The organism is Bradyrhizobium sp. SSBR45G, from assembly GCF_030159255.1.
Taxonomy (GTDB): domain Bacteria; phylum Pseudomonadota; class Alphaproteobacteria; order Rhizobiales; family Xanthobacteraceae; genus Bradyrhizobium.
The window spans coordinates 210,031-225,276 of sequence record NZ_BSCT01000006.1 but is presented as its reverse complement, the minus strand read 5'-3'; the positions used below and the strand labels follow the sequence as shown (position 1 = coordinate 225,276).

Here is a 15,246-nt window from a genome sequence, read left to right as displayed (position 1 = left end):
CCCCTCGACGGTCGACGGACCATCAAAGGGACCGGCGCGCAGCGATCGCCACCCGCACATCAATTGCACCTCGCTCGCGGGATCAGAATTCCGGCTCGAACGTGACCGGCAGGTCCGGGAAGGCTTCGCCGAACCACTTCTTCTGCAACTCGGCGAACCGGCCGGTCTCCTTCTCCTTGGCGATGAAGCCGTTCAGGAACTCCACCAGCTCGGTGTTGCCCTTGGCGACCGCCCAGGCCGGATACGACTTGCCGGACACGGGCTGGCCGACAGCAAACACGTTCGGCTTCTCGGCGACCAGCGCCTTGATGTTGATGATGGTGTTGACGACGTAGTCGACACGGCCGAGCGCGAGATCCTGATAGGCCTCGGGATAGGAGGTGTATTCGACCACCTTGCCGAGCTTGCCACCCTCCTTCTCCAGCATGGCCTGGAGCTCGGGCAGACGGCCAAGCAGCGCACTGCCGGCCTGGACGCCGACGACCTTGCCGCTGAGATCCTTGATGGCGTTGATGCTCTTGTCATCCTTGCGCTTGACGTAATAGTGCGTCGCGTCGGCGATCGGGCTGGTGAAGTCGAGCGACTTCTTGCGCTCCTTGGTGATGATCGCCGCGGTGATGGCGACATCGTATTTGCCGGTGGAGACGCCGGCCAGGATGCCCGTCCATGGCAGGATCTGCTGCTTGATCTCGAACGGCGCATATTTGCGCAGATCCTCGATCAGCTCGTTGTCGAAGCCGGTCGGCTTGCCGTCCTTGACGAACTCGAAGGGACGAAAATCGTCCTCGGTGGCGACGATCAGCCCGCGCTTCTTGATCTCGTCGAGGCTGCCGGCCTTGGCGTTAAACGCGGCAGGCAGCGTCAGCGTGGCGGCCAGCACCGCAAGTGCGAGGCGCCGCGACGGCGCCGACAGGCGGGGAAACGATGGCTTGGTCATCTCGCATCTCCTCATATGAACTCATCAATCGAAGCTGAAGCCGTGCGCGCGCAGATAGGGCGGGAAGGCCGCGCCTTCCGCCTTCGCCGCCTGACGCGCCTTGTCCTCCGACCAGCCGTAGAACTCGGCCTCGCCGAACTCGGAATTGCCGCGCTGCTGGTCCTTCGGAATCGCGTGCCGGGCATGACGCCGCCGGTCGTAATCGTCGAGCGCCGCCGGCAGCGCGTCGTCGCCATAGCGGTCGAGATGCGTGGTGATGCTGCGCGGCAGCCGCAGGCTGACATGGCCCTCCGCGGCGGGATAGCCGAGGCACAGCCCGGCGACCGGGAACACCATGTCGGGCAGCTCCAGCACTTTGGCCACAGTGTCGATCTCGTTGCGGATGACGCTGATCGGACAGGTGCCGAGACCTACGGATTCAGCGCACAGGATCATCGTCTGCAGCGCCAGCGCCGCGTCGACCGAGGCGTTGAAGAAACCTTCCAGGGTACCGTTGCTGACCGGCTTGCTGCGCAGCTCGCCGATCCGCTGCAGCCGCCGTGCATCACCAAGTAAAACGAAGAACACCGGTGACGCGCCGATCCACGGCATGCTCGGAAACAGCCTGCCGATCGCCGCCCGCTTGCCGGCATCGCGCACGCGCATGACCGAGGCCTGCTGGAAATCCGACTTGGCCGAGGCGCTCAGCGCGCAGGCAACGAGGAGGTCGAGCAGCCCTTCTTCCGGCATCTGGTCGCTGTAGCGGCGCACCGTCTTGCGCGACAGCACGCTGCGCAGAAATGCATTGGGCTCGACGCCGCCACCATCGGGGCCGCCGTCTCCGAAGCGTGTCGCGAGGACATCGGCATGCTCGGACATCACGACGCCTCTCTCAAACCACACGCGACGCACCGTGTCGAACGAACGCCATTGGCCAGAGCAATGATCGGCGGGTCGCGCCGCAGCAGACATCGCATCGCTCACTCCACGCGCCGCGACATCGGTGTCGCTGCCCCAGATTCGTATCGCCCCGTCGCTGACGCGCAGGGCTCTTGTCGGAATGGGTCAGCAAGGGACATGCCAGTTCGCGGTCAGGCATTTCGCGCGGGATGCTTGTGCACCCGTTCGCGCCTCGGTCCGAGCCCCAAATGGGCAGCGACATGCGTCAGTTCCGGGCAAAACGCCGCGGCGGTGAAATGCGGTGCATGCTTCGTATTTGTGGTATTTGTTCCGGCGGCCGACGCCCCGGCCGGTGCGGCCCACCGACGACGCGCTGCTTTTCAGGCAGCACCATGCCCATTATCTAATCGAGACGATCGCCGTCGGCCCCGATCAGCCGGGCGATCGTGTCGCATCGAGCTTTTGGCCCTGCGCCTCGACGATCGCCTGCATCATGGCGATGAACCGCTTCTGATCGGCCTTCGTAAGATCCGCGATCGTCGCGAGATGCGCCGCCCGTGCCGGCCGCTCGATCTTGCGCAGCAATGCCGCGCCAGAACGGGTCAAACGGCAGGTCTGCGACCGCCGGTCGTGCTGTCCGACGCTACGGTCGACGAGGCCGCGTGCCTGCAGCCGCTTCAACGCCCCCGTCGTGGTGGTCCGGTCGAGCGCGATGTCCTGGGCCAGCGCCGTCTGGTCCGCCGTTCCCCGTTTCGCCAGCGCCGTCAACAGGCTGTACTGCAATGGCGTGATCTCATAGGCCGCGCATTTCTCCTGGAACAGCGCGACATGGATCTGATGCAGCCGCCGGATCAGATAGCCCGGACGCTCGTCGAGCGGCCACGATGTCCCTGCCCTGGGCTTGTTCCTTCCAGCCATTGAACGGCTCCCGCATAAGCGCTCATCACACTGCATCTTATTGAAGCTGTCTATGGCACGGATCTTGATGTAATGCGAAGCATGCTTCGTAAATTGGCCGGCTCATCAATCGTGCCGGCTCGTCGAGGAAGGCTTTGACCGGGGCGATTACGTTGCCCGGAAAGGAGACCTTGCATGTCCGTGAGCGCCTCGTTCGATCTGCTGCTGCGCGGCGGCCGCGTCATTGACCCCGCCTCCGGCATCGACGGACTGAAGGATGTCGCCATCCGCAATGGCCGCATCGCCGCCGTCCAATCCGATATCCTGCCGACCAGCGCCAGGGACGTGGTCGACGTCACCGGCCAGCTCGTGGTTCCGGGACTGATCGACACCCATGCCCATGTCTATCAGTACGTCACCGGCCGCTTCGGCATGAATGCGGATATGGTCGGTGTGCAGTCGGGCGTCACCAGCCTGATCGACCAGGGCGGCCCGTCCTGCATGACCCTGCCCGGCTTCCGGCACTTCGTCGCCGAGCCGGCGCAATCGCGCGTCTATGCCTTCCTGTCGGCCTATCTGGTCGGCGGCCTCGAGGGCCACTACTACCCCGATCTCTACCGGCCCGACTGCGTCGACATCGACGCGACGGTGAAATCCGCGGTCGCCAACCGCGACCTCGTCCGCGGCATCAAGGCGCATGCCGAGATCGGCGGCTTCGCGCGCTGGGGCATCCGCGTGATCGAGATGGCCGCGGAGATCGGCCGCCGCGCCGAGCTGCCGGTCTATGTGCATTTCGGCCAGCTCTGGGGCCTGCCCGCGAGCGGCACCAATGGCGAGGACGTCGACACCATCCTGGAGCGCGTGATCCCGCTGCTGCGTCCGGGCGACGTGCTGGCGCACCCGTTCACGCGGCATCCCGGCGGCTTCGTCAACACCAAGGGCGATGTACATCCGGTGATCCGGGCCGCGCTCGACCGCGGGCTCAAGGTCGACGTCGGCCATGGCAGCCATTTCTCCTATCGGCTGGCGCGCAAGGCGATCGACGCCGGCATCGTGCCGCATACGCTCGGCGCCGACATCCACGGCTACAACACCCATGTGCCCGCGCCTGCCGGTACGCCGGACGAACATGCCGATGACGAGAACCATCCGTTCGCCGGTCAGGCCAAGTTCAGTCTCGTGCAAGCCATGAGCTCGATGGTCGCGCTCGGCCTGACGTTGGAGCAGGTCGTGCCGATGGTCACGTCGAACCCCGCGGCCATGCTCGGCCTGTCCGATCAGATCGGCGCGCTGCGACCCGGGATGGACGCCGATGTCAGCGTGCTCCGGGAAAAGCAGGGCCGCTTCGTGCTGCGCGACAACGAGAAGACCGAGGTGATCGCCGAGAAGCTGCTGCAGCCGGTATTCTGCCTGCGCGCCGGCATCCGTCACGATGCGACCGCGCCGATCCTGCCCGCAGCGGTCGCGGCCTGACGTGACCGATGCTGCGCCGACCGCCTCGGATGCGCGCGCGCCACGCGGCGTCGGCGCGCGGCTGCTGCGCAAGGAGGACGACCGTTTTCTGCGCGGCCGCGGTCAGTATGTCGCCGACATCAGGCTGCCGGGACTGAAGGACGTCGCCTTCGTGCGCAGCCCGGTGGCGCATGCCCGGATCAAGGCGATCCATATTCCCGCCGCGTTTCGCGACGTCGTCTTCACGGCCGACGACCTCGCCGGCATCAAGCCGATCCGGGCCGTCTCCGGCCTGCCCGGCTTCAAGATCTCCGAGCAGCCGGTGCTGGCTGTGGGCAAGGTGCGCCACGTCGGCGAGCTCGTGGCGATGTGCGTCGCCGGCAGCCGCGCCGAGGCCGAGGACATTGCAGCAGCGGTCGAGCTTGAGCTGGAGCCGCTCCCGGCGGTCCACGACATGCGGCTGGCGCGCGCAGCCGGCAGCGTGCTGGTGCACGAGCATTGGGGCGACAACGTCTTCCTCGAAACGAACTTCGAGGTCGACATATCAGCCGCGCTGGACGCGCCGATCAAGGTGACGCGCGAGATCTCGACGGCACGCCAGTGCATGGCGCCGCTGGAGGGCCGCGGCGTCATCGCGACCTTCGATCACCGGCTCGATCAGCTCACGCTCTACACCGGCTCGCAGATGCCGCACATCGTGCGCAACGGCCTGTCCGACTGCCTCGGTATCGAACAGGGCCGCATCCGCATCATCGCGCCTGATATCGGCGGCGGCTTCGGCCACAAGGGCATCCTGCTGCCCGAGGAGGTCTGTCTGAGCTGGCTCGCCATGCACAAGGGCTGGACGGTGCGCTGGCTCGAGGACCGGCGCGAGCATTTGAGCGCGAGCGCGAATTGCCGCGAGCATGCCTACGACATTACGGTCTATGCCGATCGCGACGGCCGGCTGCGCGGCATCGACTGCGTGGCCATCGTCGATTCCGGCGCCTACTCATCCTATCCGTTCTCGGCCTGCCTCGAAGCAGCGCAGATCGCGAGCATCCTGCCGGGACCGTATCGGATGCCGGCCTATCGCTGCCGCACCTACTCGGTCGCGACCAACAAATGCCCGATCCTGCCCTATCGCGGCGTCGCCCGCACCGGTGTCTGCTTCGCGCTCGAGCTGCTGCTCGACGCCGTCGCGGTCGAGGCCGGGCTCGAACCCGGCGAGGTCCGGCTGCGCAATCTGGTACAGCCGCAGGACATGCCGTTCGATAACATCACCAACAAGCATTTCGACAGCGGCGACTATCCCGGCGCGCTGCAGCGGGCGCTTGTGGCGATCGACGTCCCCGCAGTTCGCGCGCGGCAGCAGCGCGGCGAACCGGACGGCCGGCTGATCGGCACCGGCGTCTCGATCTATTGCGAGCAGGCTGCGCACGGCACCTCGGTCTATGCCGGCTGGGGCATTCCGATGGTGCCCGGCCATGAGCAGGCCACCGCGCGCCTGACACCCGACGGCGGACTCGAGCTGCGCGTCGGCGTTCATTCCCACGGCCAGGGGCTGGAGACGACACTCGCCCAGGTCGCGTGCGAGATCCTTGGCGTCGATCCCGACAAGATCCGCGTCGTGCTCGGCGACACCGCGATGACGCCCTACTCCACCGGCACCTGGGGCTCGCGGTCGATGGTGATGGCCGGCGGCGCCGTGGGCACCGCCTGCGCGCAACTCGTCGCGCGCGCCACGCGCATCGGCGCCAAGCTGCTGCAGCTCTCGCCCGAGGCGGTCGTGTGGCGCGAGGGCCGCGCCTGCGGGCCGAATGGCAGCGTCAGCCTCGCCGAGATCGCTCACACCTGGTACCGCCGGCCGCAGGATCTGCCGGCGGATGTCGACCCGGCCGGCCTCGAGGTCACCAGCGGCTACAAGCCGGTGCGCGACAGCGGCACCTTCTCCTATGCGGCGCATGCCGTCACGGTCGCCGTCGATCCGGATCTTGGCGAGGTCGAACTGCTCGACTACGTCATCGTCGAGGATGGCGGCGTGCTGGTCAATCCGATGATCGTCGATGGCCAGATTCTCGGCGGCCTGGCGCAGGGCATCGGCACCGCGTTGTATGAAGAGATGCCGTTCGACGAGGCCGCGCAGCCGCTGGCGACGACGCTAGCCGACTACCTGCTGCCGGGTCCGACCGAAGTCCCTGCTCCGCGGCTGTTCCATATGGAGACGCCATCGCCCTACACGATGTTCGGCGTCAAGGGCATCGGCGAAGGCGGCGCGATCGCGCCGCCGGCTGCGATCGCCAATGCCGTCAACGACGCGCTGCGGCCGCTCGGTGCCGAGCTGATGCAGTCGCCGCTGTCGCCGCGCCGGATCGTCGCAGCGGTGCTCGCCGCAAAACAGGCGAGCGCGACGTGAAGGCCGCATCCTTCGCCTATGGGCGTCCCAACAGTATGAGCGACGCGCTCGCTCTGCTCGCAGACGCGGATGGCGAAATCCGGATCATGGCCGGCGGCCAGTCGCTCGGCCCGATGCTCAATCTGCGTCTTGTGCAGCCGCCGCGTATCGTCGATATCGCCGGCCTTGCCGAGCTTCGTTCGGTCGAGCGCGACGGCGAGGCTCTCGTGATCGGCGCTTGCGTCACCCATGCTGATATCGAGGACGGTCGCATCCCCGACGTGACTCAAGGCGTGCTGCCGCGGATCGCCCGCGGCATCGCCTATCGCGCGGTGCGCAACCGCGGCACCATCGGGGGCTCGCTTGGTCACGCCGACCCGGCCGCCGACTGGGTGACGACCCTTGCAGCGCTCGGCGCCAGCGTGCAGCTCACGAGCTCCGCAGGCCGACGCGACCTCGCCGTGACGGAGTTCATCCAGGGCGCGCTGCAGACCGCGCTGCGTCCGGGCGAGCTCGTCACCGCGATCCGCCTCCCCTCGCTGTCGCCCGCGGCGCGCTTCGGCTACGCCAAGGCCTGTCGCAAGCCCGGGGAATTCGCGCATGCGATGGCCGCCGTCCTGATCGAGCCGGACACGGCCCGCAGCCGTATCGTCATCGGCGCCATCGACACGACGCCCATCGTCATCGACGATTCATCCCTGTTCGGCGGAGCGATCACTGAATTCAGGCAGTCGTTCGATCGCGACCTCGCCGACCGCCTGCTGATGCAGGCCGGCGTGACCGATCCGGCCGCCCGGCACATCCATGTCAGCGTGCTCGCGCGCGCGATCGCGGAGGCCGCCCCGTGATGAAGCTCCAGCTCACCGTCAACGGCACCACGACCGAGGCGACGGTCGAACCGCGCACCCACCTCGCCGACGTCCTGCGTGACCAGCTCGACCTGACGGGCACGCATCTCGGTTGCGAGCACGGCGTCTGCGGCGCCTGCACACTGCTGCTCGACGGCGCTCCGGCCCGCTCCTGCATCACGCTCGCCGTGGCCTGCGACGGTGCTGCCGTGACGACCATCGAAGGCCTGGATGAGGATGAGATCGCAGCCGAGCTGCGTACGGCCTTCGCGCGCGAGCACGCCCTGCAATGCGGCTACTGCACGCCCGGCATGATCATGTCGGCGCGAGACCTCGTGCTGCGCCTCGACCGCCCGGACGAGCAGGCCATCCGTGTCGGCCTGAGCGGCAATCTGTGCCGCTGCACCGGCTATGTCGGGATCGTCCGCGCTGTCCGCGCCGTGATCGAGGCGCGGCGGCAGCGTGGCATTGCGGCCGTGGTCGGCGCAGGACGCACAACGCTCGGCCCCGTGGGATCGCAGCCGGGCGCGATCGCGACCGCCACCTCGTCGGCGCTGCCACCAGTGACCGAGATGAAGCTCTCCCGCGGCGTTGCCCTGGGCACGCTCGATCCTCCCACGGCCGTGCCCGCCAAGAGCTTCGACGCATCGTTCACGGTGAACGCCGCGCCCGAGCATGTCTTCGCGCTGTTCGGAAACGTCGAGACCCTGGCCGCATGCTTTCCCGGCGCCACGATCACGGCCATGCCGGCGCCCGATCACATCGAAGGCGAGATCAGGGTCGCCATCGGCCCGCTGTCGGCCGTCTTCCGCGGTTCTGCGCGCATCGATCGCAATGCGGCGGATTTGTCGGGCCGGCTCATCGGCACGGGACGTGACCAGCGGAGCCGCACCTCGACCTCCGGACAGATCAGCTGGCGCATGCTTCCGATCGACCAAGGACGGGCAACCCGCGTCGCGCTCACGATCGGCTACAGCCTCTCCGGCCCGCTGGCGCAAATCGCGCGTGATGGGCTCGTGCGCGATCTGGCGTCGCGGATCACGACGACCTTCGCGCAGAACTGCGACCGGCATCTCAACGGCACGACGAGCTCGGCCGAGACACCAGAGCCGCAGCGCCTCAACGCACTTGCCCTGCTGCTGGACGTCGCACGGCAACGTCTCACCGGCTTGGCCCGGCGCATGCGCGGGCCATGAAACCGCCGCTCGCCGGCGAATTGGTTCTCGCTCACGGCCAGCCGTGACATGAGCGCCGAACACCCGCGTGGGACATCGTCCCGGCACCTGTCTCCACGTTTCATACAGCAGGCATGGCTGAGCTTTCTCGCGGCGAGATGCGCCCGAGCTTTGCCATCAGTCGACCTCTTCCTTTCGAAGAAGAGGCGCAGGGAAGGTCGGGTATCGACTGATACCCGCGGTCCGCGTGCAGCAAATAAGCACGCGGCAGAACCACAGGTTCAGCCCAATATCCGGCCTTCCCTGCGCGACGGTTTGACGGTTTATAGGCGCTCTCCCCGGGGATCGGCTGTCTTGCCCCCGTCGCCGGCGGATCATCATCACCACCGGCTTGGCATCAGCACCGCGATGCCAGGACCACACCATTTCGCCGTCGCATCGCTCCGTTCGTCGGCGCGGGCTTTAACACCCGGCTGCAGAGCAACGCGCCCATCGCCTCCCCAGCTCGACGCTCGTGACGATCGCGAAACGTCCCTCTTCAGCGAGCCGGGATGCGCGGAAATGTGGAGGTGATTTGCCCGACGTGGCAAGGAATGAGTGCGCGACAAACTGGCACGACGGGCAGTTGGTGCATGCGAGGCGTGCAAGGATTGCCCGTCGGGCGGACGATCAGTCGCCGGACGACCACGTGTCCGCGAGTGGCCCCGCCGCTCTCCAATGGACATGGCCATGCGCGGTCACAGCCATCCACGTCGTCATTATCGCTAAGAAAGACGCGGATGCCCAGGCCTTCGTCGCGGGCCCCGCTCCTAAGGGGCAGCGAGGGGGTCTCGATAGCGAGCGAAGCTCAAGAGTTTTGTGCAGTCCAGCAGCGTCACCGCAATCGCGTCACCGTAATCGCTAGCGCCGTCAACATATTTCGGGCGGTCCCTTCTTGGCGGACTGCTCTGTCTCAACATCGTCCGGCTCGTTTGATCGGGGGCGAACAGTCGCCTGACGAGTCTCTCGTTCGCTACGCGCTTCATTAAATTCCTGCAGTCGAGCATTCAAAAGCTCTCGGGTCTGCATCGAAAAACCGTTGAAGAAATCGGTGTGATAAACACGAAAAAGCTGGTGTACGGCTTGCTTCGGGCTTTGCGTTGCCTGCTCATATTGAACTTTCAACATATCCTCCGGAGTTGCCTTCATTCGATGGCGATGGATCTGTTCGGGAGCGATGTTCCGGTTAATGTGCGGGATACCAAGCCCGCGCTTTGGCGCGACTACGTTTAGACGGAAGCGATGAGGAATGCTAAACCGTACACCGACGGTCTCATTGTTGATAGAATACCAACTCAACTCGCGCGTTCCCGGCATATATCGAAGATCATTGTCGCCGACCTTGCAGCCGATGAACTCGTTGACTAGAAACCTTGCCAACGTTTCACTCTGAGCGTGCTCAAGAGCACCCTTCGCCTGCAAGGCGGCATCCAGCGTAACGGCTCTAAAATCCTTGATATCATAGAGGACGATGAAAGCGGCTTCGCGCCACGTTGATAGGAGCGCACATTGTTCGCGCCAGACCATCGGCGCTTGAGCCAGCCATCTTAGACTGAAAAAGAATAGATTTAATGCGGCTATATTGGCCGCGCTCAAAGGCGAATTCGAAAATCCCATCGGCGCCGAGTGCACGTTCAGTTGCGCCTGGACCGCGGCCACGGAACTTGCGGTAATGAAGCGACCATTTCCAGGTTCCGTTAACCTCGTCGCCGGTGACGTAGACGCTACGCTGTCGCGTCGTCATCTGGCCACCGAGGATGGAACGGCGGACTCGCTGCTGCGCTTCATTCGCGCCGAGACCAGGGCGCGGCAGAAGCTGGTCAGCGATATCCTGCCGAAGGATTCCTATCGCCATGATCCACTCAGCTTTAACGTCTGGGTCTCGATTCCGAAGACTTGGACCCGGGCGGCGTTCGGCGATCACATGAAACCAACCGGCCTCGGCGTCGTGGCCAGCGACGCATTCGTTGCCGGCGGCAAGATACCCGAGGCGGTGCGACTGTGCATCGGCGGCCCGAAGACGCGAATCCAGATCAAGAACGATCTGGAATATCTCGCTCACGCCTTGCTCAAGACACCTGCCATGGCATCGGCCTTCCTATAGGCCTGACGTTATGCGTCTCGGCGGACAGCCGGCTAGCAAAGACGTTTTCCAGACTATCGTGAAACGCGCCCGCTATCGCTGTTGCAAGGCGTAGATCGGCTGACCTCCAATGACCTCGGGGGAGTCGTAGCCCTGCCCTCGTGAACCATTAGGACTGCAGTTCGCGCCGCCGCCTACACTGGCTGGCGGCCGCTGCAGGATGGAAACAGAGTCTATTTGACTTGTTCGCTGTCGAACGTGCGGAGTCCATTGACACGACGAGCAAAAAGTCGTTCCGCGCCACAATGCGCTCGAAATCCAAGGAGAGAAGCACTTCAAGCTCGTAACGAGTGCTTGCGAACAGGGCCTTGCATGTTTCCAACGGCCACTCTTAGACTGGCTCCAGTCTGCCGCCTCCGATAGGAGTTGTTGCGGGTGGGTACCGATGGCTGAGAACAGTTGTGTCAACCTAGCCCATTTTGCGACGCAGCAAAGACTTCTCTTTGCGGACTTCTTCAAGCACTACCTCGCCGTTGCACGCCCGTCGCGGATTTTCGTGATTGCGGCGGACGCAAAAGCGATCACGACCGCCCAAAGGCTCGCGAGTCGCGTCAACGAGATTCGATGCGTCGAGGGAAAGACTTTCGTCGAAATGGCGCTGCTGCGGGTACCGATCTCGTTCCGTGACGTCGCAGCCCAGATCGAGAAGTGGGTCTCGCCAACCCGTGATCACGGCCCTGCCATGCTCGTCGTTGACATGAGCTGGGGCCTCGAGACCAATTCCGCGACCGCCAATTTCGAGGGCTGGCCGGCGCTTGCGGAGGCGCTCACCCGGCAGTCCGTGCTCTCGATCGCCTCGCTTTACAACCGCCGGCTGCTGATTGACGAGCAGTTGCTCGTCGCTCTCCGCGGCCATCCGCAGATTCTCACCAGCGCCGGACTGGTCAGCAACCCACATTGGCTCCCGTCGCGGCTGCAGACACGCGGCGCGCTGCGCGAGCAGGTCGATTTCTGGCTTGGCGCGATTGCGCCGGAGCTGCGGATCGGAACGTCGGCGGCCGCGCTGCATGCGGCCGAAGGCGCCGACCCGATGTGGCTGCTGCGCCGATCGGCGGAGGAGCCTGGCGCGGTTCACCTCGACAGCCGCGACCGCTGGAAGATTCGCTGCTTCGGCCGTCTGCGGATCTATCGCAATGACGGCAGCCAGGTGAACTGGGACCCGCCAGGCGGCGCGACCCGCAAGACCAAGACGCTGTTCGCCTATCTGCTGCAGAAGGGCGGCCACGGCGCCAGCACCGATGAGCTCGCCGATCTGCTCTGGCCCAATGCCGACGATATCGAGGCGGCGCGCAACCGCCTGTATCACACCGTGCGCTATCTACGGCTGGCGCTGGGCCAGTCGGAGGGACGCGACGGCGGCCGCAACTACGTCCGGCGCGAGGGCTCGCGCTATGTGCTGGTGCCGCCAGAGCGCAGCTGGCTCGACATCTCGACCTTCGAGCAGCTGTGCCGGCAGTCCCAGGGACACATCAAGGCCGGCGCCAGCGACGAGGCGCTGATCTGCCTGCAGGCGGCGGATCGTCTCTACACCGGCGATCTGTTCGAGGACATTCCGGTCGAATATGCCGACGATGGCGAGCGCGACTGGTGCTGGAGCAAGCGTTATTGGCTGCGCGACATGTTCTTCAAGGTGCAGCGCGACGCAGCGCGGATCTATCTCGAACGCAGCGACTACTCGGCCGCGCTCGCGCATTGTCAGAAGGCGCTCGCGATCGACCCGTTGTGCGAGATGGCGCATGCCGAGGCGATGCAGGTGTTCAAGGCGCAAGGACGACGCGAGGCGATCGACCGCCAATTCAAGCTCTACCTCGACTCGCTCAAGCATTTCGACGACCGGCCGAAGAGCGCCTCGCTCCAGGAGCTGCATCGCAAGCTGACGGCTTGAGCCCCGCATCCACCGACCTCGCACCGGGCTTCGCCGGCCGTATCAAACGCCGCCACCACCTGCAAATTGACGATTTATCTCAATTTGTCATACAGTTACGGACTAAAGAAAACCCAAAGGCCGCCGCTTAGAGTGGGCCCATAACAAACGGTCGCCCTCAAGGGCGACGAATGGGAGGACCACATGCCAGGTTCGGCTGCTCAGCTGGCGCGATGCCCCTATCACGACGCCGCGAAGGACTTCGACCCGTTCGAGATGCGCGATCCGTTCCCGTTCTACGAATGGGCACGCGCCGAAGCGCCGGTCTTCTTCTCTGACGAGTTGAAATATTACGTCGTCGCGCGTCACGCCGACATCAAGGCGGTGTTCGACGACTGGCGCACCTTTTCGTCGGAGAACGCCCAGGCGCCGCTGCGTCCGATGTGCGAGGAAGGCCGGCGCATCATGCGCGAGGGCGGTTTCACCGCCTATTCCGGCCTGTCAGCTCGCATACCGCCCGATCACACGCGCATCCGCAAGCTGGTCCAGGGCTGCTTCGGACCGCGTCGATTCAGGGCGATCGAGCCGGAAATCAAGGCGATCGTTAACCAGGCGATCGATGCCTTTGCAGGGCGCGGCCATGCCGACTTCTTCCGCGAGTTCGCTTATGACGTGCCGGCCCTGGTGCTGTTCAAATTGGTCGGCATTCCCAACATGGACGTGCCGCGGGTGAAATCCTGGGCGGTCAGTCGCGCGCTCCTGACCTGGGGCGATCTCAGTGACGACGAGCAGATCGAGCACGCCCGCAACATGGTGGAATACTGGAACTACTGCCGCGATCTGGTGCGCCAGCGCCACGATCATCCGACCGATGATCTGCCTGGTGATCTGGTGCGACTGCAGAAGGACGGCGCCGAGATCAGCGATGAGGAGATCGCCGGCGTGCTCTACAGCGCGCTGTTCGCCGGCCACGAGACCACGACGACCCTGATGGCAAACGGCATGCGCGAGCTGCTGCAGCGGCGCGAGAACTGGGAAGCCATCATCGCCGAACCGCAGCTGATTCCCACCGCCGTCGAGGAATCGCTGCGCTTCAGCCCATCGATCGTGGCGTGGCGAAGGCGCGCGCTGAAGGACGCGGAGATCGGCGGCGTGCCCGTGCCGAAGGATTCCAACATCCTGCTGCTGATCGGCTCCGCCAACCGCGACGAGGCGGTTTTCGCCGAGCCGGCCCGCTTCGACGTCCGACGCAGCGATGCGAGAAGCCATCTGGCCTTCGGCTATGGCATCCATACCTGCGTCGGCCAGCAGCTCGCCCGCATCGAGTTCGCGATAGCGCTGGGAGAGCTGACACGCCGGCTTCCCGGCCTGCGACTGGCCGCGGACCAGACCATTGACTTCGTTCACAACATCTCGTTTCGCGTGCCGACGGCGCTTCGGATCGAATGGGACGTGGCCTGACGCGTCCCGTTCGTCTTTGGAACGTGCTTCACAAGTAACAACAAGCCCGGAAGTGATCCGGGTCACAAGGTGGGGAACAGACGCATGGGCGCCAACGCAGCCGCATCCTTCATCGTGCCGTTCGAAGCCGCGTGCGAGGCCGACTTCCCGCGCATCGGCGGCAAATGCGCCAGCCTCGCGCGCATGATCGCGCAAGGCGTGCGCGTGCCCGCAGGCTTTGCGGTCGCGACCGACGCCTACGCCCTGCATCTGCGCAGCAACGGGCTCGAGGCGACGATCAGCGAACGCCTGTCGCGGATCGTGCTGGACGATGTCGATGACGAGGAGAAGCTGTCGCACGAGATCCGCGACGTGATCATCACCCAGCCGATGCCCGGCGTGGTCGAGCAGTCGATCCGCGAGGCCTATCGCCGGATGTCGCCCAACGGCGAACTGCCGGTCGCGGTGCGCTCCTCGGCGACGGCCGAGGATCTGCCCGATGCCAGCTTCGCCGGCCAGCAGGACACCTATCTCTGGGTGGTCGGCGAGGACGCCGTGGTCGAGAAGGTTAAGGCGTGCTGGGCCAGCCTGTTCAATGCCCGCGCCATCTCCTACCGCGCCGAGAACGGACTCGGCCAGATCGACGTGCTGATGTCGGTCGGCGTCCAGAAAATGGTCAATGCGTCAGCGGCCGGCGTGGCGATGACGCTCGACCCGATCAACGGTGATCGCACCAAGATCGTGATCGATGCCGCGTTTGGGCTCGGCGAGCCCGTTGTCTCCGGCGAGATCACACCGGACAATTTCGTCGTCGAGAAGGTGCTGCTGCAGGTGATCAAGCAGCGCATCTCGGAGAAGGATTTCGAGCTGGTCGCCGATCGGGCGGCGCGGCGCACGGTGGAGCGCGTCATCGCGCCGGAGCGTCGTACCCTGCCCTCCCTGACCAATGCTCAGGTCCTCTCCGTCGCCCGGCTCGCCAAATCGCTCGAGCGCAGCATGGGCTGCCCGCAGGACGTCGAATGGGCGATCGATGCCGATCTGCCGGAGGACGAAAATCTGGTCGCGCTGCAGAGCCGGCCCGAGACGGTGTGGAGCCAGAAGAAGAAGCAGACGACAGCTGTCTACGAAACCGGCATCGCCGGCGTGCTGGGGACGCTACTCGCCCCGATCCAGGCCAAGCGCTGAGCATCACGACAAA

12 protein-coding genes are annotated in these 15,246 nt (G+C 65.3%); 8 read left to right on the top strand and 4 right to left on the bottom strand.

All coding sequences use genetic code 11. From position 1 onward, the window contains the following. Positions 1-82 precede the first annotated feature (82 nt). The 3 genes from QQL87_RS10680 to QQL87_RS10670 all read right to left on the bottom strand — a co-directional run bounded on the left by QQL87_RS10680 (position 83) and on the right by QQL87_RS10670 (position 2,734). Positions 83-937 carry a transporter substrate-binding domain-containing protein gene (locus tag QQL87_RS10680; protein WP_284417487.1) on the bottom strand — a complete coding sequence of 285 codons (855 nt, stop codon included), beginning with the start codon at positions 935-937 and terminating at the stop codon, positions 83-85. A 24-nt stretch (positions 938-961) separates the two neighbouring features. After that, positions 962-1,795, bottom strand: a complete 834-nt coding sequence (locus QQL87_RS10675; RefSeq protein WP_284417486.1) for a nitroreductase family protein — start codon at positions 1,793-1,795, stop codon at positions 962-964. A 453-nt stretch (positions 1,796-2,248) separates the two neighbouring features. Continuing rightward, complete coding sequence (locus QQL87_RS10670; protein ID WP_284417485.1) at positions 2,249-2,734, bottom strand: MarR family winged helix-turn-helix transcriptional regulator; 486 nt, start codon at positions 2,732-2,734, stop codon at positions 2,249-2,251. Between the two features lie 174 nt (positions 2,735-2,908). On the opposite strand from QQL87_RS10670, the gene QQL87_RS10665 reads away from it, so the two are divergent. From QQL87_RS10665 to QQL87_RS10650, 4 genes are read left to right on the top strand one after another with little or no spacing between them, the layout of a single operon-like run. Next, positions 2,909-4,186 (top strand): amidohydrolase/deacetylase family metallohydrolase, encoded by a 1,278-nt coding sequence (locus QQL87_RS10665; protein WP_284417484.1) that lies wholly within the window; start codon positions 2,909-2,911, stop codon positions 4,184-4,186. 1 nt (position 4,187) lies between these two features. Further along, complete coding sequence (locus tag QQL87_RS10660) at positions 4,188-6,560, top strand: xanthine dehydrogenase family protein molybdopterin-binding subunit (protein ID WP_284417483.1); 2,373 nt, start codon at positions 4,188-4,190, stop codon at positions 6,558-6,560. Continuing rightward, complete coding sequence (locus tag QQL87_RS10655) at positions 6,557-7,387, top strand: FAD binding domain-containing protein (RefSeq protein WP_284417482.1); 831 nt, start codon at positions 6,557-6,559, stop codon at positions 7,385-7,387. Before QQL87_RS10660 ends, QQL87_RS10655 begins: the two co-directional genes overlap by 4 nt. Next, positions 7,387-8,583, top strand: coding sequence for a 2Fe-2S iron-sulfur cluster-binding protein (locus QQL87_RS10650; protein WP_349817264.1), 1,197 nt, complete (start codon positions 7,387-7,389; stop codon positions 8,581-8,583). Before QQL87_RS10655 ends, QQL87_RS10650 begins: the two co-directional genes overlap by 1 nt. Positions 8,584-9,471: 888 nt before the next feature. Here QQL87_RS10650 and QQL87_RS10645 read toward each other — a convergent pair. Next, positions 9,472-10,197 carry a hypothetical protein gene (locus QQL87_RS10645; protein WP_284417479.1) on the bottom strand — a complete coding sequence of 242 codons (726 nt, stop codon included), beginning with the start codon at positions 10,195-10,197 and terminating at the stop codon, positions 9,472-9,474. Here QQL87_RS10645 and QQL87_RS10640 point away from each other — a divergent pair. From QQL87_RS10640 to QQL87_RS10625, 4 genes are all read left to right on the top strand, one after another. Continuing rightward, positions 10,184-10,705: an aminotransferase-like domain-containing protein gene (locus tag QQL87_RS10640; protein WP_284417477.1), complete on the top strand. Its 522-nt coding sequence runs from the start codon at positions 10,184-10,186 to the stop codon at positions 10,703-10,705. The two genes, QQL87_RS10645 and QQL87_RS10640, sit on opposite strands and share 14 nt — an antisense overlap. A 631-nt stretch (positions 10,706-11,336) precedes the next feature. Continuing rightward, a complete protein-coding gene (locus QQL87_RS10635; protein ID WP_284417476.1) occupies positions 11,337-12,629 on the top strand; it encodes an AfsR/SARP family transcriptional regulator in 1,293 nt (430 codons plus the stop codon). 183 nt (positions 12,630-12,812) lie between these two features. Further along, the gene (locus QQL87_RS10630; protein ID WP_284417475.1) at positions 12,813-14,069 is read left to right on the top strand and encodes a cytochrome P450; all 1,257 of its coding nucleotides are present in this window, start codon (positions 12,813-12,815) and stop codon (positions 14,067-14,069) included. Between the two features lie 84 nt (positions 14,070-14,153). Beyond that, the gene (locus QQL87_RS10625) at positions 14,154-15,233 is read left to right on the top strand and encodes a PEP/pyruvate-binding domain-containing protein (protein ID WP_284417474.1); all 1,080 of its coding nucleotides are present in this window, start codon (positions 14,154-14,156) and stop codon (positions 15,231-15,233) included. Positions 15,234-15,246 lie beyond the last annotated feature (13 nt).